We start from the raw sequence: 22,223 nt of genomic DNA on the forward strand, positions 1-22,223 counted from the left end.
ACCCATGTCCAGACTGGACGCAGGGGTGAAATTTGCCTAAAAACTAGCCGAGCAAGGTGTCTATAAAATGGGCAAAAGCCTTTCGGTCGGCGCGGCGACGGTGGATGGACGGGTATGGGTGGCGCCGATGACCGGCGTGTCCGACCTGCCGTTCCGCATGGCCATGGCCCGCCTGGGCGCCGCCTATGTCGCCACCGAGATGGTCGCCTGCGCCGAGTTCGCCAAGGGGCGGCCGGACGTGGTCCGGCGCGCGGCGGTGGGCGAGGGGCTGCCCCTGACCGTCATCCAGCTGGTCGGCCGCGAGCCGCGATGGCTGGCCGAGGGCGCGCGCATGGCCGAGGCCGCCGGCGCCGACATCGTCGACATCAACATGGGCTGCCCCGCCAAGGAGGTGACGGGCGCGCTGTCGGGTTCGGCGCTGATGCGCGACCTCGACCTCGCCGAAAGCCTGATCCGCGCCGCCGTCGAGGCGACGGACGTTCCTGTGACCGTCAAGATGCGCTTGGGCTGGGACGACGCCTCGCGCAACGCTCCGGAACTGGCCGCCAGGGCCGAGGCGGCCGGCGTGCGGGCGGTCACCGTCCATGGCCGCACGCGCTGCCAGTTCTACAAGGGGCGCGCCGACTGGTCCGCGGTGCGCCGGGTGAAGGAGGCCGTGTCGATCCCGGTGATCGTCAACGGCGACATCGTCGACGGCGACACGGCCTGCGAGGCGATCGCGGCCTCGGGGGCGGACGGGGTGATGATCGGCCGCGGCGCCTATGGGCGCCCCTGGGCCGCGCCGGCGATCGAGGCGGCGCTGGACGGGGCTGTGTTCCGCGAGCCCGGGCCGGCCGAGCGGCTCGCCGTCGCTCTCGAACACTTCCGCGACAGCCTGGCCTTCTACGGCGAGAGGCTCGGCCTGAAGATGTTCCGCAAGCACCTGGGCTGGTACGTCGAGGCGGCGCCCTGGCCGGGCGACGCGGCTCGGCGCCGGGCCGCCAAGGCCGACCTCTGCCGCCTGGAGGCGCCGGCGGCCGTCGAGGCCGGCCTCACGGCGCTTTGGCTGGACGGCGACGCCGCCAGGCTGGCGGCGTGACCGAGCGGCGTCACCGCCCGGCCGAGGCCGACGCCGACAGGGGGCTGCGCGCGGCCGCATTCGACCTCAGCCCGGAACCGGCCCTGGTGGTCGGCGCCGACGGCGCCCTGACCGCCGCCAACGAGGCGGCCGAGGACCTGTTCGGCCAGGGGTTGGCCCTGCTCTCGCGGGGGAGCTTCCGCGACGCCCTGCCGCCGGGCTCCACCTTGGTCTCGCTGATCGACCGCGCCGTCGAGGCCGGGGCGCAGGTGCGCGAGCGCGGGCTGGAGATCAACCTCTTCGGCCATCCGGCCTTCGAGGCCGACGGCGCGGCCACGCCTCTGGCCGACGGCTGCGTGCTGCTGACCCTGCATGTGCGGGGCGGGGCCGGGCCCGGGTCGGAGCGCACGCCCGACGCCGCCGGCCTGCGTTCGGTGGTCGGCTTCGGCCGCATGTTGGCCCATGAGATCAAGAACCCCCTGGCCGGCATTCGCGGCGCGGCCCAACTGCTGAAGAGCGGCGCCAAGGCCGAGGATGCGCCGCTGGCCCAGCTCATCGTCGACGAGACCGACCGCATCCGCCGGCTGGTCGACCGCATGGAGGCGTTTTCCGACGACGCCGCGCCCGTCCGCCTGGCGGTCAACATCCACGAGGTGCTCGACCGGGTGCGCGCCCTGGCCGCCAACGGCGTCGCCGACGGCCTGATCCTGCGCGAGAGCTACGACCCGTCCTTGCCGCCCACCTATGGCGACGAGGACCAGCTGATCCAGATCTTCCTGAACCTGGTCAAGAACGCGGCCGAGGCGGCCCATTCCCGCGGGGACGGGCGCGGCGAGGTGACGGTGTCGACCGCCTACCGGCACGGCGTCCGCGTCCGCGCCGCCAGCGGCCAGGCCCTGCGCGGCGCGCCCCTGGAGGTTCGCGTCCAGGACAACGGCCCCGGTGTGGCGGCGCATCTGCGCGACCACCTGTTCGAGCCTTTTGTCACGTCGAAAACGTTCGGCGCGGGCCTTGGCCTGGCTCTTGTCGCGAAACTGGTCGGCGCCCACGGCGGGCTGATCGATTTCGAGTCAGCGCCCGGCCGGACGGTGTTCCGCGTGCTGCTGCCTATCGAACCCTGAGGCGATCCCGGAGTAACGGTCGGCCATGTCCTCGATCAATCGCAAGATCCTCATCGCCGACGACGACGCCTCTATCAGGCTGGTGCTCAGCCAGACGTTCACGCGGCTGGGCTATCAGGTGCGGGCCACGGGCAACGCCGCCACCCTGCTGAAATGGGTGTCGGAAGGCGAGGGAGACCTGGTCATCACCGACGTGGTGATGCCGGACGAGAACGTCTTCGACGTGCTGCCGCGCATCCGCAAGGAGCGGCCCAAGCTGCCGGTGATCGTGATGAGCGCGCAGAACACGCTGCTCACCGCCGTCAACGCCGCCGACGCCGGCGCCTTCGACTACGTCTCCAAGCCGTTCGACCTCGACGACATGACGGCGGCGGCCAAGCGGGCGCTGTCGCGGCCGGCCGACGGCGAGGCGGCCAAGGCCCAGGCGCGGGCCGTGCGCGACGAGCGCCTGCCGCTGATCGGCCGTTCGGCGCCGATGCAGGAGGTCTACCGCACCATCGCCCGGCTGGTCGGCACCGACCTGACCGTGCTGATCACCGGCGAATCCGGCACCGGCAAGGAGCTGGTCGCCCGCGCCCTGCACGACCTGGGCCGCCGCCGCGACGGCCGCTTCGTGGTCATCAACCTGGCGGCCACCCCGCGCGAGCGGGTCGAGACCGAGCTGTTCGGCTACCATCGGGGCCTGGGCGGCGACGGCGACGTCGGCAAGCTGGTCGAGGCGGACGGCGGGGCGCTGTTTCTCGACGAAATCGGCGACATGCCGCTGGACGCCCAGACCCGCCTGCTGCGGGTGATCGACGGCTCGGAGACGGCGGTCAATCCCCGGACCGGCCGCCGGCCCAATGTCCGCATTATCGCCGCCACCAACCGCGACCTGCGCGGCCTGATCCAGCAGGGCCTTTTCCGCGAGGACCTGTTCTTCCGCCTGAACGTGGCCCCGGTCCGCCTGCCGCCGTTGCGCGACCGTACCGAGGACATTCCCGATCTGGCGCGCTCGTTCCTGCTCAGGGCCAACCGCGAGGGCCTGCCGGCCAAGACCATCGACGCCGGGGCCCTGGAGCGCCTGAAGGCCCACGCCTGGCCGGGCAACGTCCGGGAGTTGGAAAACCTCGTCCGCCGGGTCTGCGCGCTCTATTCCGAGGAGCTGATCACCGCGCGCATCATCGAGCGCGAACTGCATGACCACGCGCCCCCCGCCGCGTCGGACGAGGGGCCGGTCACGCTGTCCCAGCTGGTCGAGCGGCATCTGGCCGTCTACTTCGCCGACCAGCCGGACGGCGCGCCGCCGCCAGGGCTCTACGACCGCATCCTCGCCGAGGTCGAGGTCCCGCTGATCCGGCTGACCCTGGCCGCCACGCGCGGCAACCAGGTGCGCGCCGCCGAGATTCTCGGCCTCAACCGCAACACCCTGCGCAAGAAGATCCACGATCTCGGCGTCGAAATGGTCAAGCCGAAGCGCTGAAGTTTTTACGCAACATCTCTGTTGCCTGGAGGGCTCAGTCTCCCCTAGTGTTCACGCCATGGTGAACGGGCGTCCGCGAATCGACGAAGCCGGATCGGATACGCCTCGCTGGCGGGTCTGGCTGGAGTCCCGTTACCTCCTCGGCGTCGGCTACGTGCTGGCGGCGGTGCTCACCGCCGGGGCGGTGTTCCTGGCCTCGTCGGCGCCGGGAACCGGACCGCTCGGACCGGCCAGCCGCACCGTCCTGATCATACTGTCGGCCAATCTGGTGCTGATCCTCGCCCTGGCCGGCCTCGTCGGCTGGCGGGTGTTCAAGCTGTTCGCCGCCAAGGCGCGCGACGCGGGCGCGCGGCTGCACCTGCGCTTCGTCACCCTGTTCGCGCTGGTGGCGGTGGTGCCGGCGGTGGTGGTCGCCTTCTTCTTCGGCCTGCTGGTCAACCAGGGCGTCGAGAGCTGGTTCACCAAGCGTGTGAGCACGGTGGTCGAGAACAGCGCCAAGGTGGCGCGCTCGTACTACAACGGCCAGATCTCCTCGATGCAGCACGACGTCGAGCTGATGTCGGGCGACCTGAACACCGCCGCTCCCGGCATCAGCCAGGCCCCGATCAAGTACGGCCAGTTCCTCGCCCTGCAGGCCTCGTACCACAGCTTCCCGGCCGCCTATGTGATCGACCGCGACGGCCGCATCCTGGCCCGGGCCGAGGTGGACGAGCCGCCGCCCTATCGCGCCCCGCCGGCCAAGACCATCGCCGGCGCCGACGCCGGCGAGCTGCGGATCGGGGCCATGGAATCGGCCGACCTGCTGCGGGCGGTGTTCCGGCTGCGGGCCTATCCCGACGCCTATCTCTATGTCGTCCGTCCGGTGGACAGCGGCATCTTCTCCTACCTTCGCCAGGCCGAGGGCGCGGTGACCGAGTACCGGGACACCGCCCAGAACCGCAAGCGCATCCAGATCGACTTCGCCCTCAGCTATCTGGAGACTGCGCTGCTGGTGCTGGTCGGCGCGGTCTGGCTGGGCATGTCGGCGGCCAACACCATATCGGCGCCGGTCGGACGGCTGGTGAAGGCGGCCGACCGCGTCGCCGCCGGCGACCTGACCGCGCGGGTGGAGACCCGCGACGACCCCGAGGAGATCGCCGTCCTCACCCGCGCCTTCAACCGCATGACCTACGACCTGCAGACCCAGCAGGAGGAGCTGCGGGCCGCCAGCGCCGATGCGGAATCCCGGCGGCAGTTCATCGAGACCGTGCTGGCCGGCGTCAGCGCCGGCGTGGTCGGCCTGGACTCCAACGGCCGCATCTCGGCGGCCAACCGCCAGGCGGCGGCGCTGCTGGGGCTGGACGGACCGGTCTACGGGCTGTCGCTGGCCGAGGCGGCGCCGGAGTTCGTCGCCGTGGCGGCGCGGGCCGCCGAGACGGGCGTCGACGCAGAGGAGGAGGTCGACCTCGTCCGCGACCGCGAGATGCGCCGCCTGCGCGTGCGGGCCAGCGGCCACTCGTCCGACGGCCTGGTGCTGACCTTCGACGACATCACCCGCCTGATCACCGCCCAGCGCAACGCCGCCTGGCGCGACGTGGCGCGGCGGATCGCCCACGAGATCAAGAACCCGCTGACGCCGATCCAGCTGTCGGCCGAGCGGCTGCGCCGCCGCTACCGCAAGGACATCCAGACCGACGTCGAGACCTTCGACCGCTGCACCGACACCATCATCCGCCAAGTGGGCGACATCGGCCGCATGGTCGACGAGTTCTCGTCCTTCGCGCGGATGCCGGCGCCGACCTTCGCCGAGTGCGACGCCGCCGAGATGCTGCGCCAGGCGGTGTTCGCCCAGCGCGTCGCCGTTCCCGAGGTGGCCTTCGACATCGTCGAGCCGCTGCAGGAGATGCGGATCGTCTGCGACAGCGGCATGATCGGCCAGGCCCTGACCAACGTGCTCAAGAACGCCGGCGAGGCGGTCGAGGCGCGCCGCGCCGCCGATCCCGGCGTGCAGGGGCGCGTCGCCGCCGCGCTGGTCGTCGACGACGGCGGCCTGCGCTACGAGATCGAGGACAACGGCGTCGGCCTGCCGGCCAAGGAGCGCCACCGGCTGACCGAACCTTATGTGACCACCCGCGAGAAGGGCACGGGCCTGGGCTTGGCCATCGTCAAGCGCATCCTGGAGGACCATGGCGGGGGACTGACTCTGCAGGATGCGGCGACGCCGCCGGGCGCGCGGGCCATCCTGCGCATCCCGACGGTCAGGCATGAGGATGGGGCGGCCGCCGGCCGCGACAGCGAAGAGACCGCGCGCGCCGCGGTCGAAGGGTGAGGGGATCGATGGCCGCAGACATTCTCGTGGTCGATGACGAAGCCGACATTCGCGAACTGGTCGGCGGCATCCTGTCGGACGAAGGCTATGCGGTGCGCACCGCCGAGCATTCGGAGGCCGCCCTGGCGGCGATCAAGGCGCGTAAGCCGGCGCTGTTGATCCTCGACATCTGGATGCAGGGCGGCGGCATGGACGGCCTGGAGCTGCTCGATCTGGTCAAGGAGCTCGACGGCGACCTGCCGGTGATCATGATCTCCGGCCACGGCAACATCGAGACCGCCGTCAGCGCCATCAAGCGCGGGGCCTACGACTTCCTGGAGAAGCCGTTCAAATCCGACCGGCTGCTGCTGATCGTCGAGCGGGCTCTGGAGGCGGCGACGCTGAAGCGCGAGAACCGGCGGCTGCGCCAGCAGGCGGTGGTGCCGGACGGCTTCGTCGGCCGCTCGGCCGCCGCCCAGCACCTGCGCCAACTGATCGGCCGCATCGCGCCGGCCAACAGCCGGGTGATGATCTCGGGGCCCCCGGGCTCGGGCAAGGAGCTGGTCGCCCGGCTGATCCACGGCGCCAGCCCGCGCGCCAAGGGCGAGTTCGTCGCCCTGGGCGCGGCCGACATGACCCCCGAACGCATGGACCTGGAGCTGTTCGGCGAGGAGGGCGACGGCGGCCGTCCGCGCAAGATCGGCGTGTTCGAACGGGCCCACGGCGGCACCCTCTATCTCGACAAGGTCGGCGACATGCCGCGCGAGACGCAGGGGCGCATCCTGCGCGTGCTGGTCGACCAGCGTTTCCGCCGGGTCGGCGGCGACCAGGACGTCCAGGTCGACGTGCGGGTGATCTCGTCCACCTCGCGCGACCTGCGCGAGGAGATCGTCGCCGGACGCTTCCGCGAGGACCTGTTCCATCGCCTGAACGTGGTGCCGATGCAGGTGCCGGGGCTTTCGGAGCGGCGCGAGGACATCGCCGAGCTGGTCGACTACTTCATCACCCGCATCAGCGAGGCCACCGGCCTGCCGCGCCGGCGGCTCAACGACGACGCCATCGCCACGCTGCAGGTCCACGCCTGGCCCGGCAACGTGCGCCAGCTGCGCAACAACATCGAGCGCCTGCTGATCCTGGCCACGGGCGATCCGTCCGAGGCGATCACCGCCGACATGCTGCCGGCCGAGGTGACCGGGGCCGGACCCGCCGCATCGGTGGGGCCGGATCGGGTCATCGCCCTGCCGCTGCGCGACGCGCGCGAGGTGTTCGAGCGCGAGTACCTCAACGCCCAGATCATGCGGTTCGGCGGCAACATCTCGCGCACCGCCAACTTCATCGGCATGGAGCGCTCGGCGCTCCATCGGAAGCTCAAGTCCCTGGGCGTGGCGCCGACCCGCGCGGACGAGGACGAGGATTGATGTCGCGTATCGCGTATGTGAACGGCCGCTATGTCCCGCACGGCCAGGCGGTCGTGCACATCGAGGATCGCGGCTACCAGCTCGCCGACGGGGTCTATGAGGTCTGGGCCCTGTTCGGCGGGCGGCTGGTCGACGCTGACGGGCATTTCGAACGGCTCGGGCGTTCGTTGACCGAGCTGCGCATCAGGCCGCCGATGACGCGCCGGGCGCTTGAGATCGTCCTGGCCGAGACGGTGCGGCGCAACCGCGTCCGGGAGGGGCTGGTCTATCTGCAGGTGACGCGGGGGACCGCGCGGCGCGACCACGCCTTCCCGAACCCGGCCCCGCCGCCCAGCGTGGTGGTCACCGCCAAGGCCGTCGACTGGGCGGCGGCCGACGCCCGCGCCGCCGTCGGGGCCAGCGTGGTCACCACGCCGGAGAACCGCTGGGGGCGTTGCGACATCAAGACCATCGGCCTTTTGCCCAATGTCCTGGCCAAGCAGGCGGCGCGCGAGCGGGGCGCCATCGAGGCGTGGTTCGTCGACGACCTGGGGCTGGTCACCGAGGGCGCCTCGTCCAACGCCTGGATCGTCGACAAGGACGGCGTGCTGCGCACCCGCGACACCAACGCCAACATCCTGCGCGGAGTCACCCGGCGGGCGGTGTTCGAGCTGGTCGCGCGCGAGGGCCTGACCCTGTCCGAGGCGCCGTTCTCGCCCGAGGACGCCAAGGCGGCGAGGGAGGCGTTCATCACCGGGGCCGGCTCGCTGGTCACCCCGATCGTCGCCATCGACGGCGTTCCGATCGGAAACGGGCGTCCGGGGCCTGTCGCGACGCGCCTTCGCGCTCTATATGTGCAAAACGCCCGGGCGCTTTGACGTGACCGGGCGGCGAGCCGGTGCGCGGTCGACGGCCATAGGGGACGCGGCGGGCATCAAGTTTGTGTGTGGAGGCGTTGTGCCTCCGATCAAGAACAAGAGAGGCGCAAGCCTATGTCGAACGACAAGAAACAGAATCTCCAGGACACCTTCCTCAACAGCGTCCGCAAGTCCAAGACGCCGCTGACCATCTTTCTGGTCAACGGGGTCAAGCTGCAGGGCGTGGTGAGCTGGTTCGACAACTTCTGCGTGCTGCTGCGCCGCGACGGGCAATCGCAGCTGGTCTACAAGCACGCCATCTCGACCATCATGCCCGCGCAACCGGTTCAGCTGTATGAACCGAGCGAAGACGGCGAAGATTGAGCGAAAAGTTCATAGATCGGCGTCCGGCGGTCCAGACCGCCCTCGTCGTCCATCCCGCCCGCGCCAGAGAGGCGGCCTTGCGCGATCCGCGTGCGCGGCTCGACGAGGCCGTCGGTCTGGCCCAGGCGCTCGACCTGAAGATCGAGGTGGCCGAGCTTGCGCCGCTGCGCGCCGCCATGCCGGCGACCCTGTTCGGCCGCGGCAAGGTCGAGGCCCTCGGCGCCTTGGCCGAACAGATCGGGGCCGACGTGGTGGTGGTCGACGACCAGTTGACGCCGGTGCAGCAGCGCAATCTCGAGAAGGCCTGGAGCGCCAAGGTCATCGACCGCACCGGCCTGATCCTCGAGATCTTCGCCCGGCGCGCCCGCACGCGGGAAGGGCGGCTGCAGGTCGAGCTGGCCAGGCTGGACTATGAACGCTCGCGCCTGGTGCGGACCTGGACCCACCTGGAGCGCCAGCGCGGCGGCCTGGGCAAGACCGGCGGTCCCGGCGAAACCCAGATCGAGCTCGACCGGCGCCTGATCGCCGAACGCATCGCCAAGCTCAAGCGCGAGCTGGTCGAGGTCCGGCGCACGCGCGGCCTGCATCGTTCGGCCCGCAAGAAGGCGCCTTATCCGACCATCGCGCTGGTGGGGTACACCAACGCCGGCAAGTCCACCCTGTTCAACCGCCTGACCGCCGCCGAGGTCGAGGCCAAGGACATGTTGTTCGCCACCCTCGACCCGACCCTGCGCACGGTGAGGCTGCCCGACGGGCGGCCCGCCATCCTGTCCGACACCGTCGGCTTCATCTCGGACCTGCCGCACGAGCTGGTCGAGGCTTTCCGCGCCACTCTGGAAGAGGTGCAGGAGGCCGACATCATCCTGCACGTGCGCGACATCGCCGGCCCCGACAGCCGCGCCCAGGCCGCCGATGTCGAGGCGGTGCTGGAGCAGATCGGCGCCGGCAAGGACAGCGGCCGCAAGATCGTCGAGGTCTGGAACAAGATCGACCTGCTGCCCGAGGAGGAGCAGGGCCCGACCATGGCCCGGGCGATCCGCACCCTGGACGCGGGCGACGCGCCGGCGATGGCGGTTTCGGCCGTCACCGGCGAGGGCGTCGAGCGCCTGCTGCGCCTGCTGGCCGGCATGGTCGATGACGATGCGGCGGTCGAGGCGCGGCTGTCGGCCGGCGACGGCCAGGCGCTGGCCTGGCTCTACCGCAACGGCCGCGTGGTCTCGCGCGGCGAGGACGAGGACGGCGGCGTGCTGGTGTCGGTGCGGCTGGACCGTCAGGCCCTGGGCCGCTTCGAGCGTCAGTTCCCGCAAGCCCTGCTGCGCGAAGCCGCCGAATAGCCGGCGACTGGCCGTCCGGTCAGGCCTTCTCGGCGACCTTGGCGGCGTCCCAGAGCCGGTCCATCTCGGCCAGGTCCGATTGGTCCGGCGAGCGGCCTTGCGCCGCCAGGCTGCGCTCGATGAAGGCGAAGCGGCGGGCGAACTTGGCGTTGGTCGCGCGCAGGGCGTCCTCGGGCTCGACGTCGAGCTTGCGGGCCAGGTTGGCGCACACGAACAAGAGGTCGCCAAGCTCCTCGCGGGCCTTGGCCCGATCGCCGGCGTCGATCTCGGCCTGCAGTTCGCCCAGCTCCTCGTGCAGCTTCTCGATGACCTTGGCCGGGGTCGGCCAGTCGAAGCCGACGCGGGCCGCCCGCTTGGTCAGCTTCACGGCGCGGGTGAGGGCGGGCAGGCCGGCGGGAACGTCGTCCAGCAGGCTGGCCGCGCGTCCCTTGGCGGCGCGCTCGTCAGCCTTGATGACTTCCCAGGCCTCGGTCTGCTCGGCGGAATCGCGGTGGACGGCGTCGCCGAACACGTGCGGGTGACGGCGGACCATCTTGTCGTTGATCGCCCGCGCCACGTCGGCGAAGTCGAACGCGCCCCGCTCCTCGGCCATGCGCGCGTGGAACACCACCTGCAGGAGCAGGTCGCCCAGCTCTTCCCTGAGGTCGCGCAGATCGTCGCGCTCGATGGCGTCGGCGACCTCGTATGCTTCCTCGATGGTGTAGGGCGCTATGGTGGCGAAGGTCTGCTCCAGGTCCCATGGGCAGCCGCCGGCCGGGTCGCGCAGCCGCGCCATGATCTCCAGGAGCTGGAACAGCGGGTGGTCATTCGGCGGGGGCGTTGAGGGCATCGGCGACCGGCGGCGGGACGGGTTTCTGGGACGGCGGAGCGGCGTCCCGCTCCGCCAGCCGCGCCCGGATCTCGGCGTGGCGCGCTTCGGTCAGGGGATAGCCCACCATGACCCACGCCGCCAAGAGGCCCAGCAGTCCGGGCGCGGCCGCGTACAGCACCTGCAAGCCCAGAAGGCCGGTCTGGGTGGTGGCGGCCGGGTTGTGGGAATCGAAGCCCATGGCGCCCAGGACGATGAAGCTGGCCACGGCCAGGGCCTGGCTGACCTTCACCGTGCCGGTGAGGATGGCGTAGAGCAGGCCGGTGCGGTCGACGCCCGTGCGCAGCCGCTCCTCGTCGCCGACGTCGGCCAGCATGGCCCGCAGCAGGAACGGCGCCGCCGAATAGGGCAGGCCGGCGAAGATCAGGAACGGCGTGGCCAGCCAGAAATCGTGCTGGGGCAGCACGACCACGGCGAACTGCGCCACGGCGTAGACCACCGACGAGGCGATCAGGACCACGTGCTTGCCGAACCGCTGGGAGAGCTTGACCCATATCGGGGCGCCGACGATGGCGGCGACGAAATAGACCAGCAGCAACGCCTCCGCCGTCCCCTTGGGGAAGCCCTTGGCCTGCTCGAAATAGAAGAAGAACAGCGAACCCGCCACCGCCGGCGCCAGGCCGAGCAGGAGGTCGGCGACCAGGATGCGCAGGACGGCCGGGCAGGCGAACAGGGCGAAATAGTCGCCCAGGCCGGCCTGCGCGCCATGGTCGGCCCGCGCTATGCGAGGCTCCGGCACGAAGCGCAGGGCGAGGGCCAGCATGACCGGCAGGGTGACGATGATGAACCAGCCCATGGCCTGGACGCCGCCCATCCGCCCCGTCAGGGCCGGGACGTGGTTGAGCAGCACGGGCAGCAGCAGCACCAGGATCATGCCGACGACGTTGCCGGTCTGCCAGAACGCGTAGACGCGCGAACGCTGGTTGTAGTCGGTGGAAAGGGTCGAGCCCCAGGCGATGTGGGACAGGACGCAGATCGAATAGCCGATATAGGCGGTGATCAGCCAGAACCACAGATAGGCCGGACCGACCCCGGGCTCGGCCATGAACAGCATGTAGACGGCGACCAGGACCAGCGGCGCGCCGATGGCCAGCCAGGGCTTGAAGCGGCCGATCCGCCAGTGCGTGCGGTCGAGGACCGCGCCGAACAGCGGGTCGAAGGCGATGTCGATCAGCCGGACCAGCAGGAACGCCCAGCCGACCATGCCGATGTCGAGGCCCAGCGTGGCCGTGTAGTGGTTGGGGAGATACACCACCAGGGGCAGGCCCAGGGCCGCCAGCGGCAGGGACGGACCGGCGAACGCGGCCAAGGTTGTTCGGCTGCGGCTGGTCGCCTGGGCCATGGGGTCGCCTCCACGCACTTTCTTACACGCCGTCCTGTCAGCCGGACGGTTTCCTCATCCTGCCCTGTCGCGCCCCGGCCTCGTCAAGTGAACAATGGTCAGAATCGTCAGCGCGTGGCCGGACGGTTCGGCAGCTCGCCCCGCGCAAGGCGCCCGGCGAACATGTCGAAGGCCTGTTCGGCGTCGGACCAGGTGGTGGTGGCGAACTGGTTTCGCAGGTCGGATTCGTACCAGCGATAGTTGATCGGGATGTCGCCGTTCGGCGTGACCAGACGTCCGGTGATGGTCGCCCCGCCGAGGCTGCGGCTCATCATCGACAGGCCCGCCTTGCGGCCGAGCTGGGCGAAGGTCGGGCGGCTCGGCTTGGCGTCGCTGATGACCAGCTCCAGCTTGCCGCCGTCGGGCGCGAGCCGGCCCGAGCGGTTCAGGGCGCCGGTCACCGACTTCTTCAGATCTTCGGACAGGTAGCCGAATTCGCGGGCGCCGTAGTCGTCGGCTTGCTTCTGCAGGCCGGGGCCGATGACGATGTCGATGCTCGAAACCGGCGGCGCGGGCGCGTCGGCGGCCGAGGCCGGCAGGACGCCGAGAGTGATCGCGCCCGCCGAGAAGGCGGCCGCGGCGAGGAGAGAAACAGTGCGGCGCATGGGAACCTCCATCCTTGTCGCCGCCTAAGATGGGGATCGCCGTCGCGTTCGTCCACGGGGATCGGACGGGTTCCGGGCGGCGCGACGCTTGACCTTGCGGCGCCTGAATTTGTCTTGGACTCGGGATTTGCGCCCGCCTATGCGTCGATGACCGCCACGCCGCGAGACCGAACATGAACGGCCGGACCGACCAGAGTTTTCCCGAGATCCGCGAAGCCGTCCGCAAGCTGTGCGCCGGCTTTCCGGGAGAGTACTGGCGGGCCCATGACCGTGACCGCGCCTATCCGGCCGAGTTCGTCCAGACCCTGACCCGCGAAGGGTTCCTGTCGGTCCTGATCCCGGAGGCCTATGGCGGTTCGGGCCTGGGCCTGGGCGCGGCGACGGCCGTGCTCGAGGAGATCCACCGGTCGGGCTGCAACGGCGGCGCCTGCCACGCGCAGATGTACACCATGGGCACCATCCTCAAGCACGGCTCGGCCGAGCAGAAGGCGCGCTACCTGCCGGCGGTGGCCAGCGGCGACCTGCGCCTGCAGGCGTTTGGGGTCACCGAGCCGACCAGCGGCACCGACACCTCCCGCATCCGCACCTTCGCCCGCCGCGACGGCGACGCCTATGTCGTCAACGGCCAGAAGATCTGGATCAGCCGGGCCGAGCATTCGGACCTGATGGTGCTGCTCTGCCGCACCACGCCGCGCGACGAGGCGGCCAAGCCCTCGGACGGGATGAGCGTGCTGCTGGTCGACATGCGCGAGGCGCTGGGGAACGGCCTGACCATCCGCCCGATCCGCACCATGCTGAACCACGCCACCACCGAGCTGTTCTTCGACAACCTGCGGGTGCCGGCCGAGAACCTGATCGGCGTCGAGGGCAAGGGCTTCAAGTACATCCTCGACGGCATGAACGCCGAGCGCATCCTGATCGCCGCCGAGTGCATCGGCGACGGCCGGTTCTTCATCGACCGCGCCAGCGCCTACGCCAGGGAGCGCGAGGTGTTCGGCCGGCCGATCGGCGAGAACCAGGGCGTGCAGTTCCCGATCGCCCGCGCCTACGCCCAGGTGACGGCGGCTTCGCTGATGGTCGACCACGCCGCGGCGCTGTTCGACGCCGGCCAGCCCTGCGGCTCGGAGGCGAACATGGCCAAGATGCTGGCCTCGGAGGCGTCGTGGGCGGCGGCGGACATGTGCGTCCAGACCCACGGCGGCTTCGGCTTCGCCGAGGAATACGACATCGAGCGCAAGTTCCGCGAGACGCGGCTCTATCAGGTGGCGCCGATCTCGACCAACCTGATCCTCAGCCACGTGGCCACCCACGTGCTTGGTCTGCCCAAATCGTTCTGAGCCGCGCTCAGGCGGCGCGCATCTTGCTGAGGAAGCGGCGCGCCCGTTCGGTGGACGGGGCGTCGAACAACGCCTTGGCCGGTCCCTGCTCGATGATCGCGCCGCTGTCCATGAACAGGGCCCGGTCGGCGACGTCGCGGGCGAAGTCCATCTGGTGGGTGACGATCATCAGGGTGCGCCGCTCGGCGGCCAGGTCGCGGATCACGCCCAGCACCTCGCCGACCAGTTCGGGGTCGAGGGCCGAGGTGGGCTCGTCGAACAGGATGACTTCCGGCTCCATCGCCAGGGCGCGGGCGATGGCGCAGCGCTGCTGCTGGCCGCCCGACAGCTCGCGCGGATAGGCGTCGGCGCGCTCGGCCAGCCCGACCTTGGCCAGCAGGGCCATGGCCTTCTCGCGCGCCGCGGCGGGGCGTTCGCGCCGCACCGTGACCGGCCCCTCCATGACGTTCTGCACCGCCGTGCGATGGGGGAAGAGGTTGAAGCCCTGGAAGACGAAGCCGACCCGGCCGCCGAGGGCGCGGGCCAGGGGCGTGCGGCCGCCGGCCTCGACGCCCGCCACCCGCAGCGCGCCGCCGTCCAGCGGCTCCAGCCCCGCGAGGCAGCGGAGCAGGGTGCTCTTGCCCGAGCCGCTGGGGCCGATCAGGGCGACGACCTCGCCCTCGGCGACGGACAGGTCGACGCCGTCGAGGATGACGGTCTCGCCGAAGCGCTTGATCAGGCCGCTGGCCTCGACGGCGTTCATCGGCGTCCCTCCGCCACGCGGCGCTCGACCAGTCCCTGCACGGCGGCGAGGGCGGTCGACAGCACCCAGTAGATCGCAGCCGCCGCCAGATACATGGCGAAGATCTCGAAGGTCCGCGCGGTGATCAACTGCGCCTGCCGGAACAGTTCGGGCACCTGGATGGTGGCGGCCAGCGAGGTGTCCTTGACCAGGCCGATGAAGCTGTTGCCCAGGGGCGGGGCCGCCGTGCGCAGGGCCTGGGGCAGGATGATCCGCAGCAGGGCCTGGCGCCGGCTCATGCCCAGCACCGCCGCCGCCTCCCATTGGCCCTTGTCGATGGCGCCGATGGCGCCGCGCAGGATTTCGGACGAATAGGCCGCCACGCTCAGCGTGAAGCCGATCACCGCCGAGACCAGCGGCCCGAGCTCGATCCCGAACTGCGGCAGGCCGTAATAGATCAGGAACAGTTGCACCAGCAGCGGCGTGCCGCGGATCGCCGAGACGTAGGCGCGGGCCGGCCAGCGCAGGGCGGCGAGGGGCGACAGCCGCATCAGCGCCAGGACGAAGCCGAAACCCAGCCCCAGCACCATCGCCGAGATGCTGATCAGCACGGTGTAGCCGCAACCCTTGAGCAGCAGCGGCGCGGACTGGCCGATCAGGCGGAGGGCGTCGTCCATCGGTCAGCGGGTCGCGTCGACGCCGAACCACTTGACCGACAGGGCGGGCAGTTCGCCCGAGCGGCGCATGGCCCAGATGGCCTGGTCGACGGCGGCCTTGAGGGCGGGGTCCTTGCGGAAGACCACGCCGGCGCCCTGGGCGGCGAACGGGACCCCGGCGGCGATGAACGGCTCGCCCGATCGCTTGACGAAATCGGCGGCCACGAGCCGGTCGTTCAGCACGGCGTCGATGCGCCCGGCCTTGAGGTCCTGGTACTTGGTGGGATCGTCGTCATAGGTGCGCACCACGACCTGCGGCGCATTGGCCCGCAGCCACTGCTCGTAATTGGTGCCGAGGCCGACGCCGACCTTCTTGCCGGCGAGGTCGGCGGGGCGGGAGATGTCGCGGCGGTCGTCGCGGGTGATGATCTGGATGCCCGACACCGTATAGGGCTCGGAGAAATCGTATTTCTTCCGCCGTTCGTCGGTGATGGTGATCTGGTTGATCACCACGTCGACGCGTCCCGCCTCCAGGGCGCCGAGCAGGCCGGCGAAGGGCGTGGGCTTGAATTCGGCCTCGACGCCCATCTGGCGGGCCAGGGCCCGGGCGAAATCGACCTCGAAGCCGTCGAGCCTGCCGGCGGCGTCCTGATAGCTGAACGGCGGATAGGTGCCCTCGATCCCGACCCGCAGCGCGCCCGACTTGCGGATGCGCTCCAGGGTCGAGGCCGGCTTGGCCTGGCAGGCGGCGACGAGGGCCGACAGGCCGATCAGGATTTCGCGACGGTCGGGAACGCGCATGATCTCTTCGTGAACTGCTTCGCGGAGCAGTTCTATACGTCCTGACCGCCGGCGCCAGCGCAACGGCGAAACAGCGGGCTCCGTCGTAATTCCGTCGTATCTTGCGGCGCAGCATGTTTCTGCCCGCCAGGTCTTGACAGCATCCGGCGGGCCGGTCATTTGGCCGACGTCGGCGGATCGCTGGTCGGCCGACGCCTTCACGGAAACTCAAGACCCATGCCTAGCGACAGTAGTCGACAGAGAGCGCCGCTGAGGGCGTCCGTTCGGGCCTAGTTTCCAAGGCTCGCGCGTGACGGCCGCAGCGGCTGGACACAAGGTGAGCCATGGTATTCCTCGCTGAGGACTCCAAAGGTGCGCGCCCGCTCGCCCGCTTCGTCGGGGCGGGGGCGGCGCCCTCTTGGGCCGACATCGTCGCCTTCATCCTGCTGGCGGGCGCGGCCGTGCTGGTCGTGCACGGCGCCGAGCAGATGGGCCAGCCGCTGGCGCAGCTGCAGACCGAGCCGGTGACGCTCGATCCCGCGCGCCTGCCGGAATACGCCCTGCGGACGACGCTGCGCATGTTCGCCGCCCTGGGAGCCTCGCTGCTGTTCACCTTCACGGTGGCGACGCTGGCGGCCAAGAGCCGCAAGGCCGAGCTGGTGATCGTGCCGGCCCTGGACATCCTGCAATCGGTGCCGGTGCTGGGCTTCCTGACCTTCACCGTGACCTTCTTCATGGGGCTGTTCCCCGGACGGCAGCTGGGGGTCGAGTGCGCGGCGATCTTCGCCATCTTCACCAGCCAGGCCTGGAACATGGCCTTCAGCTTCTACCAGGCCCTGCGCACCATTCCGGGCGACCTCGACGAGGTCTCGCGGCAGTTCCGCCTGTCGCCCTGGCGGCGGTTCGTGCGGCTGGAGCTGCCGTTCGCCATGCCCGGACTGGTGTGGAACACCATGATGTCGATGTCGGGCGGCTGGTTCTTCGTGGTCGCCTCCGAGGCCATCACCGTCGGCAACACCACCGTCACCCTGCCGGGCATCGGGTCGTGGCTGGCCATCGCCATCGGGCGGGGCGACTTCGGCGCCGTCGCCCTGGCGGTCGGGGCCATGGGCGTGGTGATCGTGCTTTACGACCAGTTCCTCTTCCGGCCGATCGTGGCCTGGGCCGACAAGTTCCGCTTCGAGCAGACGGCCTCCGCCGCGCAGCCGCGCTCCTGGCTCTACGATCTCGTGCGGCGCACCCACGCCATCCGCCAGCTGCTCGCGCCGCTGTCCTGGCCGGGGCGGTGGCTGGCGTCCATCGACTGGCCGCGGCCGCACGTTCCGGCGCTGCCGAGGCTGTCGCCGGCGGCGGTGCGGGTTCTCGACCTGGCCTGGATCGTCGCCGTGGGCGCGGCGGTCAGCGCGGCGGTCTGGCTGCTGGTGGTGTTCATCGCGCCGGTGCTGAGCTGGAGAGACCTGCTGTCGACTTTCGGCCTCGGCCTCGCCACCATGGCGCGGGTGGTGGTGCTGATCGCCATCGCCAGCCTGATCTGGGTGCCGATCGGCGTCTGGATCGGCCTGCGCCCGCAATGGTCGGAGCGCCTGCAGCCGGTGGCCCAGTTCCTCGCCGCGTTCCCGGCCAACGTGCTGTTTCCCTTCGCGGTCATGGCCATCGTCGGGTTGAAGCTGAGCCCGGACGTCTGGCTGTCGCCGCTGATGGTGCTCGGCACGCAGTGGTACATCCTGTTCAACGTCATCGCCGGGGCCAGCGCCATTCCCAGCGACATGCGCGAGGCGGCCTCGATCTTCGGCCTGCGCGGCTGGCAGTGGTGGCGGCAGGTGGGGCTGCCGGGGATATTCCCCTATTATGTCACCGGCGCGCTGACGGCCTCCGGCGGGTCGTGGAACGCCAGCATCGTCGCCGAGGCGGTGTCCTGGGGGAACCGCCACCTTGAGGCGGTCGGCCTGGGATCGTTCATAGCCAAGGCCACGGCGGCGGGCGACTATCCGCGCGTCGCCCTGGGCGTGGCGGTGATGTCGGTGTTCGTCATCGCTTTCAATCGTACGCTCTGGCGGCCGCTGTACCGCTTCGCCGAGCGCCGTCTCCGTCTCGACTAGAAGGGAGCCCCGTGATGAACGCGATCCCCAAGCTGCCGCTGGTGACCGTCCGCGGCGTGCGCCACCGCTACGGCAAGCCGCAGGGCGCCAGCCTGCTGGTGCTCGACAATGTCGACCTGACCCTGTCCGAGAACGAGATCGTCGGGCTGCTCGGGCGGTCCGGCTCGGGCAAGTCGACGCTGCTGCGTTCGATCGCCGGCCTGGTCAGCCCGACCGAGGGCGTGGTCGAGCTGCCGCGCCGCGCCGGCGAGGCCGACACCACGGTGAGCATGGTGTTCCAGAGCTTCGCGCTGTTCCCCTGGCTGACGGTCATGCAGAACGTCGAGATCGGCCTGGAGGCCAAGCGGGTCCCCAAGGACGAGCGGCGCAAGCGCGCCCTGGCGGCCATCGACCTGATCGGCCTCGACGGTTTCGAGAACGCCTATCCCAAGGAGCTGTCCGGCGGCATGCGCCAGCGGGTCGGCCTGGCGCGGGCCCTGGTGGTCAATCCCTCGGTGCTGCTGATGGACGAGCCGTTCTCGGCCCTGGACGTGCTGACGGCCGAGACCCTGCGCACCGACCTTCTCGACCTGTGGTCCGAGAAGAAGATGCCGATCAAGTCGATCCTGATGGTGACGCACAACATCGAGGAGGCGGTGCTGATGTGCGACCGCATCCTGGTGTTCTCGTCGAATCCGGGCCGGGTCGTCGCCGAGATCAAGGTCGAACTGCCGCAGCCGCGCAACCGGCTCGACCCGGCTTTCCGGGCCATGGTCGAGGACATCTATGTCCGCATGACCACCCGCGCCGGACCGGGCCAGCCGCGCGACAGCTCGATCCCCGGCGTCGGCCTGGGCATGGCGTTGCCGCGGGTTTCGACCAACACCATCGCCGGCCTGATGGAGACCATCGCCGCCGCCCCCTATGACGGCAAGGCCGACCTGCCGCAGCTGGCCAGCGAACTGCAATACGAGGCCGACGAGCTGTTCCCCATCGCCGAGGTGCTGCAACTGTTGCGCTTCGCCGAACTGGAAGGCGGCGACCTCAAGCTGCTGCCGGCGGCCCGGCGCTATGTCGAGGCCGAGGTCGACGTGCGCAAGCACCTGTTCGGCCAGCACCTGCTCAGCTTCGTGCCCCTGGCCGCCCACATCCGCCGGGTCCTCGACGAGCGGCCTTCGCACCAGGCGCCCGCCCGGCGGTTCCGCGACGAGCTGGAGGACAGCATGTCCGAGGACTACGCCGCCCAGACCCTGAAGGCGGTGATCCAGTGGGGCCGCTACGCCGAAGCCTTCGCCTATGACGAGGTCGCCGACCTGTTCAGCCTCGACAACCCGATCTGAGGCCGCGGCCGGTCTCGCCGTCGTGGCCGGCCGTCGTTAAGCTGCAGATTCGCGTATTCGAAGCGGCGGGGCGATGGCGGTGATCGGGCGGCGGCATGTATTGGGCCTGGGTTTGGCCGTGGGCGCGGGCGCGGCGCTGGGGCTTTCCTCCCGGCCGTCCTGGGCCGCCAAGCAAAGCGGCCTTTCGCCCATCACCGGCGGGGTCAAGCCGATCGGACAGGCCGAGCGCCTGGCGCGGGTCGCCAAGCTTCAGGGCCTGATGCGGGCGCGGGGCTTTTCGGCGGTGTTGATCGAGCCGGGCGCCTCGATGACCTATTTCACCGGCGTGCGCTGGCATCGCAGCGAGCGCCTGACCGCCGCCCTGATCCCCGTCGAGGGCGACGCCTGCATCGTCACGCCGCACTTCGAGGAGCCTTCGGTCCGCGAGACCCTGGCCATCCCCGGCGAGGTCCGCGTCTGGCAGGAGGACGAGAACCCGCTGGCCGTCGTCGCCGCCTGGCTGCGCGAGCGCAAGCTGGCCCAGGGCGTGGTCGGGGTCGAGGAGACGGTGCGCTATTTCGCGGTCGACGGGCTGCGCAAGGTCCTGCCGGACGTCGCCGTCCGCTCGGCCGCCGAGGTGGTTCGCCCCTGCCGGATGGTCAAGTCGCAGGCCGAGCTCGACCTGATGCAGGCCGCCACCGACGTGACCATCGCCGCCTACCGGCATACCGCCGCCCAGATCCGGCGCGGCATGACGCCGGCCGACATCGCCGAGATCATGAACGGCGCCACCGAGGCCTTGGGCGGCGAGCCCGAATTCGCGCTGATCCTGCTCGGCGAGGCCAGCGCCTATCCGCACGGTTCGGGCAAGCCCCAACAGGTGCGCGACGGCGAGGTGGTGCTGATGGACTGCGGCTGCAATGTCCAGGGCTATCAATCGGACGTCTCGCGGACTCTGGTGTTCGGCGAGCCGAACAAGCGCCAGCGCGAGGTGTGGGGCCAGGTGCGCCAGGGCCAGCAGGTCGCCCTGGAGGCCGCCAGGATCGGCGCCCCGGCCGGCTCGGTCGACGACGCCGTGCGGGCCTATTACGCCAAGCTCGGCTATGGCCCCGGCTATCGGCTGCCGGGCCTTTCGCACCGCACCGGCCACGGCATCGGCCTCGACGGCCATGAGCCGGTCAACCTGGTGCACGGAGAGACGACCGCGCTGGCGGCGGGGATGTGCTTCTCGAACGAGCCGGGCCTCTATATCCCGGGCGCGTTCGGCGTTCGGCTGGAGGACTGCTTCCACATGACCGAGGCCGGGCTGCGCTGGTTCTCGACGCCGCCGACCTCGATCGACCAGCCGTTCGGCTAGCCGTCGAGGCGCGCGGGGGCGGGCGCTATTCGCAGAACACCCGGACCTTGGTCTTTTCCTGGTCGACGTCGACGCTCAGGTCGTTGAGCTGCTGGATCAGGGCCTCGACGTTCTCGGGCTTGATCTGACCGACGTCGAAGTCGATCCCGTGCTCGTTGAGGGCGCGGTTGAGCGGCGCGCGGGCGTGCGTGGGGATCAGCGCGCCCAGGCGCACGCCGGCCCGCAGCAGCTGCATCGGGACGCGGATGTTGACCTTGGTCGGGCTCTCGGCGCTGTCGTCGTCGACCAGCACGCGCAGGTACTTCGGCTGGCGTTCGGAGATGGGGAAGGAGGCGTCGGCGCCGGCGGACGCCTCGCCGCCGATGGCGACGAGCAGGCGTTCGGCCTCGTCCGTGGTGATCTTGCCTTCGGCCAGCATCTGCAGGATGCGGCGACGTTCTTCGTTCATGGCGGCGGTCCTTTCTTAGAGTAAGCGGAGGGAGAAGCTGTCGGCTCCGGTGTGGACGGTGAGCAACGCGCCTCGCGAGGCGCTGACCACGCTCCAGACGCCGGCGGCGACGAGGAGCGGGCCGAAGATTCCCAGCAGGGCCAGGGCGATCAGCAGCGGGGCGGCGAGCAGGGCCAGCGGCGCCAGCAGCAGCCACAGCAGGAACAGCGGCAGCCACAGCCGGACCGGCCGTCTGCGCGGCCGCTCGACGCGGACCAGGGCGAGCATCGGCATCATCGGCCGCTCTCCAGTTCGCGCACGGCCTGATCGGCGTCGATCTCGCCCCGCGCCAGCCGGTCGAGCACGTCGCCGCGCGAGGGGCGCGGATCGGTCTCGACCGGGTCGAGGGCCGTGGCGAGGCGGCTCAGGCGGGCCTTGATGGTGGGGTAGCTGACCCCGAACACCTGCTCCATCTCCTTGATCGAGCCGTGGCTGCGCACGAACGCGGCGATGAACACCTGATCGTCGGCCGACAGCTGCGCCAACACGGGCGGCTCGAACGCCCCTTCGATGACGATGTCCTTGGCGGTCAGGCGCACGCGCTCGATCACCATCGCCGCGCCGTGGGTGAGCTCGGTCAGTTCCTGCCAGTCACGGGTCGGTCGAGGGGGGGGCGGCATGGTCATATCTCCAGACTTGACCTACCTATAAATTATAAAAATCAATTTTGGAATTCATTTTTTTAATTCCGCCCGCCGCGTCGCAGAAAGGACAGGCCAAACGGGCGTGCTTCGT

At 70.4% G+C, this 22,223-nt stretch carries 21 protein-coding genes; 12 read left to right on the forward strand and 9 right to left on the reverse strand.

What is annotated here, in order from left to right; genetic code table 11:
* Window positions 1-67: 67 nt before the first annotated feature.
* The 8 genes from dusB to hflX all read left to right on the forward strand — a co-directional run bounded on the left by dusB (window position 68) and on the right by hflX (window position 9,899).
* Complete coding sequence (gene dusB / locus C5708_RS01285; RefSeq protein WP_242917000.1) at window positions 68-1,078, forward strand: tRNA dihydrouridine synthase DusB; 1,011 nt, start codon at window positions 68-70, stop codon at window positions 1,076-1,078.
* On the forward strand, window positions 1,075-2,178 hold the full coding sequence (locus C5708_RS01290; RefSeq protein ID WP_242917002.1) for an ATP-binding protein: 1,104 nt from the start codon (window positions 1,075-1,077) through the stop codon (window positions 2,176-2,178). Before dusB ends, C5708_RS01290 begins: the two co-directional genes overlap by 4 nt.
* 25 nt (window positions 2,179-2,203) lie before the next feature.
* The gene (gene ntrC / locus C5708_RS01295; protein WP_242917003.1) at window positions 2,204-3,640 is read left to right on the forward strand and encodes a nitrogen regulation protein NR(I); all 1,437 of its coding nucleotides are present in this window, start codon (window positions 2,204-2,206) and stop codon (window positions 3,638-3,640) included.
* A gap of 58 nt (window positions 3,641-3,698) precedes the next feature.
* On the forward strand, window positions 3,699-5,948 hold the full coding sequence (locus C5708_RS01300) for a PAS domain-containing sensor histidine kinase (protein ID WP_242917005.1): 2,250 nt from the start codon (window positions 3,699-3,701) through the stop codon (window positions 5,946-5,948).
* Between the two features lie 8 nt (window positions 5,949-5,956).
* On the forward strand, window positions 5,957-7,345 hold the full coding sequence (locus C5708_RS01305; RefSeq protein ID WP_242917007.1) for a sigma-54 dependent transcriptional regulator: 1,389 nt from the start codon (window positions 5,957-5,959) through the stop codon (window positions 7,343-7,345).
* The gene (locus C5708_RS01310; RefSeq protein ID WP_242917009.1) at window positions 7,345-8,202 is read left to right on the forward strand and encodes a D-amino-acid transaminase; all 858 of its coding nucleotides are present in this window, start codon (window positions 7,345-7,347) and stop codon (window positions 8,200-8,202) included. The genes C5708_RS01305 and C5708_RS01310 overlap by 1 nt, the downstream gene beginning before the upstream one ends.
* Before the next feature lie 114 nt (window positions 8,203-8,316).
* Window positions 8,317-8,565, forward strand: a complete 249-nt coding sequence (hfq, locus tag C5708_RS01315) for an RNA chaperone Hfq (protein WP_242917011.1) — start codon at window positions 8,317-8,319, stop codon at window positions 8,563-8,565.
* Complete coding sequence (hflX, locus tag C5708_RS01320; RefSeq protein ID WP_278253687.1) at window positions 8,562-9,899, forward strand: GTPase HflX; 1,338 nt, start codon at window positions 8,562-8,564, stop codon at window positions 9,897-9,899. The genes hfq and hflX overlap by 4 nt, the downstream gene beginning before the upstream one ends.
* A gap of 19 nt (window positions 9,900-9,918) precedes the next feature.
* Here the strand turns inward: hflX and mazG are convergent, their stop codons facing one another.
* From mazG to C5708_RS01335, 3 genes are all read right to left on the reverse strand, one after another.
* Window positions 9,919-10,728 carry a nucleoside triphosphate pyrophosphohydrolase gene (mazG, locus tag C5708_RS01325; RefSeq protein ID WP_242917015.1) on the reverse strand — a complete coding sequence of 270 codons (810 nt, stop codon included), beginning with the start codon at window positions 10,726-10,728 and terminating at the stop codon, window positions 9,919-9,921.
* Window positions 10,703-12,109, reverse strand: a complete 1,407-nt coding sequence (locus C5708_RS01330; protein ID WP_242917017.1) for an MFS transporter — start codon at window positions 12,107-12,109, stop codon at window positions 10,703-10,705. The genes mazG and C5708_RS01330 overlap by 26 nt, the downstream gene beginning before the upstream one ends.
* A gap of 107 nt (window positions 12,110-12,216) precedes the next feature.
* A complete protein-coding gene (locus tag C5708_RS01335) occupies window positions 12,217-12,753 on the reverse strand; it encodes a hypothetical protein (RefSeq protein WP_242917019.1) in 537 nt (178 codons plus the stop codon).
* A gap of 173 nt (window positions 12,754-12,926) precedes the next feature.
* Here C5708_RS01335 and C5708_RS01340 point away from each other — a divergent pair, with 173 nt between their 5' ends.
* Entirely contained in the window at window positions 12,927-14,090 is a 1,164-nt protein-coding gene (locus C5708_RS01340) for an acyl-CoA dehydrogenase family protein (RefSeq protein WP_242917021.1), read from the forward strand.
* A gap of 7 nt (window positions 14,091-14,097) precedes the next feature.
* On the opposite strand, the gene C5708_RS01345 is transcribed toward C5708_RS01340, so the two are convergent.
* The 3 genes from C5708_RS01345 to tcyJ are packed head-to-tail and all read right to left on the reverse strand — an operon-like array spanning window position 14,098 to window position 16,268.
* A complete protein-coding gene (locus C5708_RS01345) occupies window positions 14,098-14,832 on the reverse strand; it encodes an amino acid ABC transporter ATP-binding protein (protein WP_242917023.1) in 735 nt (244 codons plus the stop codon).
* Window positions 14,829-15,488, reverse strand: coding sequence for a cystine ABC transporter permease (tcyL, locus tag C5708_RS01350; RefSeq protein ID WP_242917025.1), 660 nt, complete (start codon window positions 15,486-15,488; stop codon window positions 14,829-14,831). Before tcyL ends, C5708_RS01345 begins: the two co-directional genes overlap by 4 nt.
* Before the next feature lie 3 nt (window positions 15,489-15,491).
* Window positions 15,492-16,268, reverse strand: coding sequence for a cystine ABC transporter substrate-binding protein (gene tcyJ / locus C5708_RS01355; RefSeq protein ID WP_242917027.1), 777 nt, complete (start codon window positions 16,266-16,268; stop codon window positions 15,492-15,494).
* Between the two features lie 323 nt (window positions 16,269-16,591).
* Here tcyJ and C5708_RS01360 point away from each other — a divergent pair, with 323 nt between their 5' ends.
* The 3 genes from C5708_RS01360 to C5708_RS01370 all read left to right on the forward strand — a co-directional run bounded on the left by C5708_RS01360 (window position 16,592) and on the right by C5708_RS01370 (window position 21,001).
* A complete protein-coding gene (locus C5708_RS01360) occupies window positions 16,592-18,346 on the forward strand; it encodes an ABC transporter permease subunit (protein WP_242917029.1) in 1,755 nt (584 codons plus the stop codon).
* Window positions 18,347-18,360: 14 nt separating this feature from the next.
* Window positions 18,361-19,665: a nitrate/sulfonate/bicarbonate ABC transporter ATP-binding protein gene (locus C5708_RS01365; protein ID WP_242917031.1), complete on the forward strand. Its 1,305-nt coding sequence runs from the start codon at window positions 18,361-18,363 to the stop codon at window positions 19,663-19,665.
* 100 nt (window positions 19,666-19,765) lie between these two features.
* On the forward strand, window positions 19,766-21,001 hold the full coding sequence (locus C5708_RS01370; protein ID WP_242917033.1) for a Xaa-Pro peptidase family protein: 1,236 nt from the start codon (window positions 19,766-19,768) through the stop codon (window positions 20,999-21,001).
* 25 nt (window positions 21,002-21,026) lie between these two features.
* On the opposite strand, the gene C5708_RS01375 is transcribed toward C5708_RS01370, so the two are convergent.
* From C5708_RS01375 to C5708_RS01385, 3 genes are read right to left on the reverse strand one after another with little or no spacing between them, the layout of a single operon-like run.
* The gene (locus C5708_RS01375; protein WP_242917035.1) at window positions 21,027-21,449 is read right to left on the reverse strand and encodes a hypothetical protein; all 423 of its coding nucleotides are present in this window, start codon (window positions 21,447-21,449) and stop codon (window positions 21,027-21,029) included.
* 15 nt (window positions 21,450-21,464) lie between these two features.
* Entirely contained in the window at window positions 21,465-21,725 is a 261-nt protein-coding gene (locus tag C5708_RS01380) for a hypothetical protein (RefSeq protein WP_242917037.1), read from the reverse strand.
* A complete protein-coding gene (locus C5708_RS01385) occupies window positions 21,722-22,108 on the reverse strand; it encodes a DUF2089 domain-containing protein (RefSeq protein WP_242917039.1) in 387 nt (128 codons plus the stop codon). The genes C5708_RS01380 and C5708_RS01385 overlap by 4 nt, the downstream gene beginning before the upstream one ends.
* Between the last annotated feature and the right edge of the window lie 115 nt (window positions 22,109-22,223).

The sequence above is a fragment of the Caulobacter sp. CCUG 60055 genome (genome assembly GCF_022750545.1).
Taxonomy (GTDB): Bacteria; Pseudomonadota; Alphaproteobacteria; order Caulobacterales; family Caulobacteraceae; genus PUIC01.

What these genes read in the sequence shown, in the direction of transcription:
- C5708_RS01385 (WP_242917039.1), bottom strand. Translation starts at nt 22,108, where the DNA reads ATGCCGCCCCCCCCTCGACCGACCCGTGACTGGCAGGAACTGACCGAG.
- mazG (WP_242917015.1), bottom strand. Translation starts at nt 10,728, where the DNA reads ATGCCCTCAACGCCCCCGCCGAATGACCACCCGCTGTTCCAGCTCCTG.
- hfq (WP_242917011.1), top strand. Translation starts at nt 8,317, where the DNA reads ATGTCGAACGACAAGAAACAGAATCTCCAGGACACCTTCCTCAACAGC.
- C5708_RS01365 (WP_242917031.1), top strand. Translation starts at nt 18,361, where the DNA reads ATGAACGCGATCCCCAAGCTGCCGCTGGTGACCGTCCGCGGCGTGCGC.
- C5708_RS01380 (WP_242917037.1), bottom strand. Translation starts at nt 21,725, where the DNA reads ATGATGCCGATGCTCGCCCTGGTCCGCGTCGAGCGGCCGCGCAGACGG.
- C5708_RS01340 (WP_242917021.1), top strand. Translation starts at nt 12,927, where the DNA reads ATGAACGGCCGGACCGACCAGAGTTTTCCCGAGATCCGCGAAGCCGTC.
- dusB (WP_242917000.1), top strand. Translation starts at nt 68, where the DNA reads ATGGGCAAAAGCCTTTCGGTCGGCGCGGCGACGGTGGATGGACGGGTA.
- C5708_RS01360 (WP_242917029.1), top strand. Translation starts at nt 16,592, where the DNA reads ATGGTATTCCTCGCTGAGGACTCCAAAGGTGCGCGCCCGCTCGCCCGC.
- C5708_RS01335 (WP_242917019.1), bottom strand. Translation starts at nt 12,753, where the DNA reads ATGCGCCGCACTGTTTCTCTCCTCGCCGCGGCCGCCTTCTCGGCGGGC.
- C5708_RS01300 (WP_242917005.1), top strand. Translation starts at nt 3,699, where the DNA reads ATGGTGAACGGGCGTCCGCGAATCGACGAAGCCGGATCGGATACGCCT.
- C5708_RS01305 (WP_242917007.1), top strand. Translation starts at nt 5,957, where the DNA reads ATGGCCGCAGACATTCTCGTGGTCGATGACGAAGCCGACATTCGCGAA.
- tcyJ (WP_242917027.1), bottom strand. Translation starts at nt 16,268, where the DNA reads ATGCGCGTTCCCGACCGTCGCGAAATCCTGATCGGCCTGTCGGCCCTC.
- C5708_RS01310 (WP_242917009.1), top strand. Translation starts at nt 7,345, where the DNA reads ATGTCGCGTATCGCGTATGTGAACGGCCGCTATGTCCCGCACGGCCAG.
- tcyL (WP_242917025.1), bottom strand. Translation starts at nt 15,488, where the DNA reads ATGGACGACGCCCTCCGCCTGATCGGCCAGTCCGCGCCGCTGCTGCTC.
- ntrC (WP_242917003.1), top strand. Translation starts at nt 2,204, where the DNA reads ATGTCCTCGATCAATCGCAAGATCCTCATCGCCGACGACGACGCCTCT.
- C5708_RS01345 (WP_242917023.1), bottom strand. Translation starts at nt 14,832, where the DNA reads ATGAACGCCGTCGAGGCCAGCGGCCTGATCAAGCGCTTCGGCGAGACC.
- C5708_RS01330 (WP_242917017.1), bottom strand. Translation starts at nt 12,109, where the DNA reads ATGGCCCAGGCGACCAGCCGCAGCCGAACAACCTTGGCCGCGTTCGCC.
- C5708_RS01375 (WP_242917035.1), bottom strand. Translation starts at nt 21,449, where the DNA reads ATGAACGAAGAACGTCGCCGCATCCTGCAGATGCTGGCCGAAGGCAAG.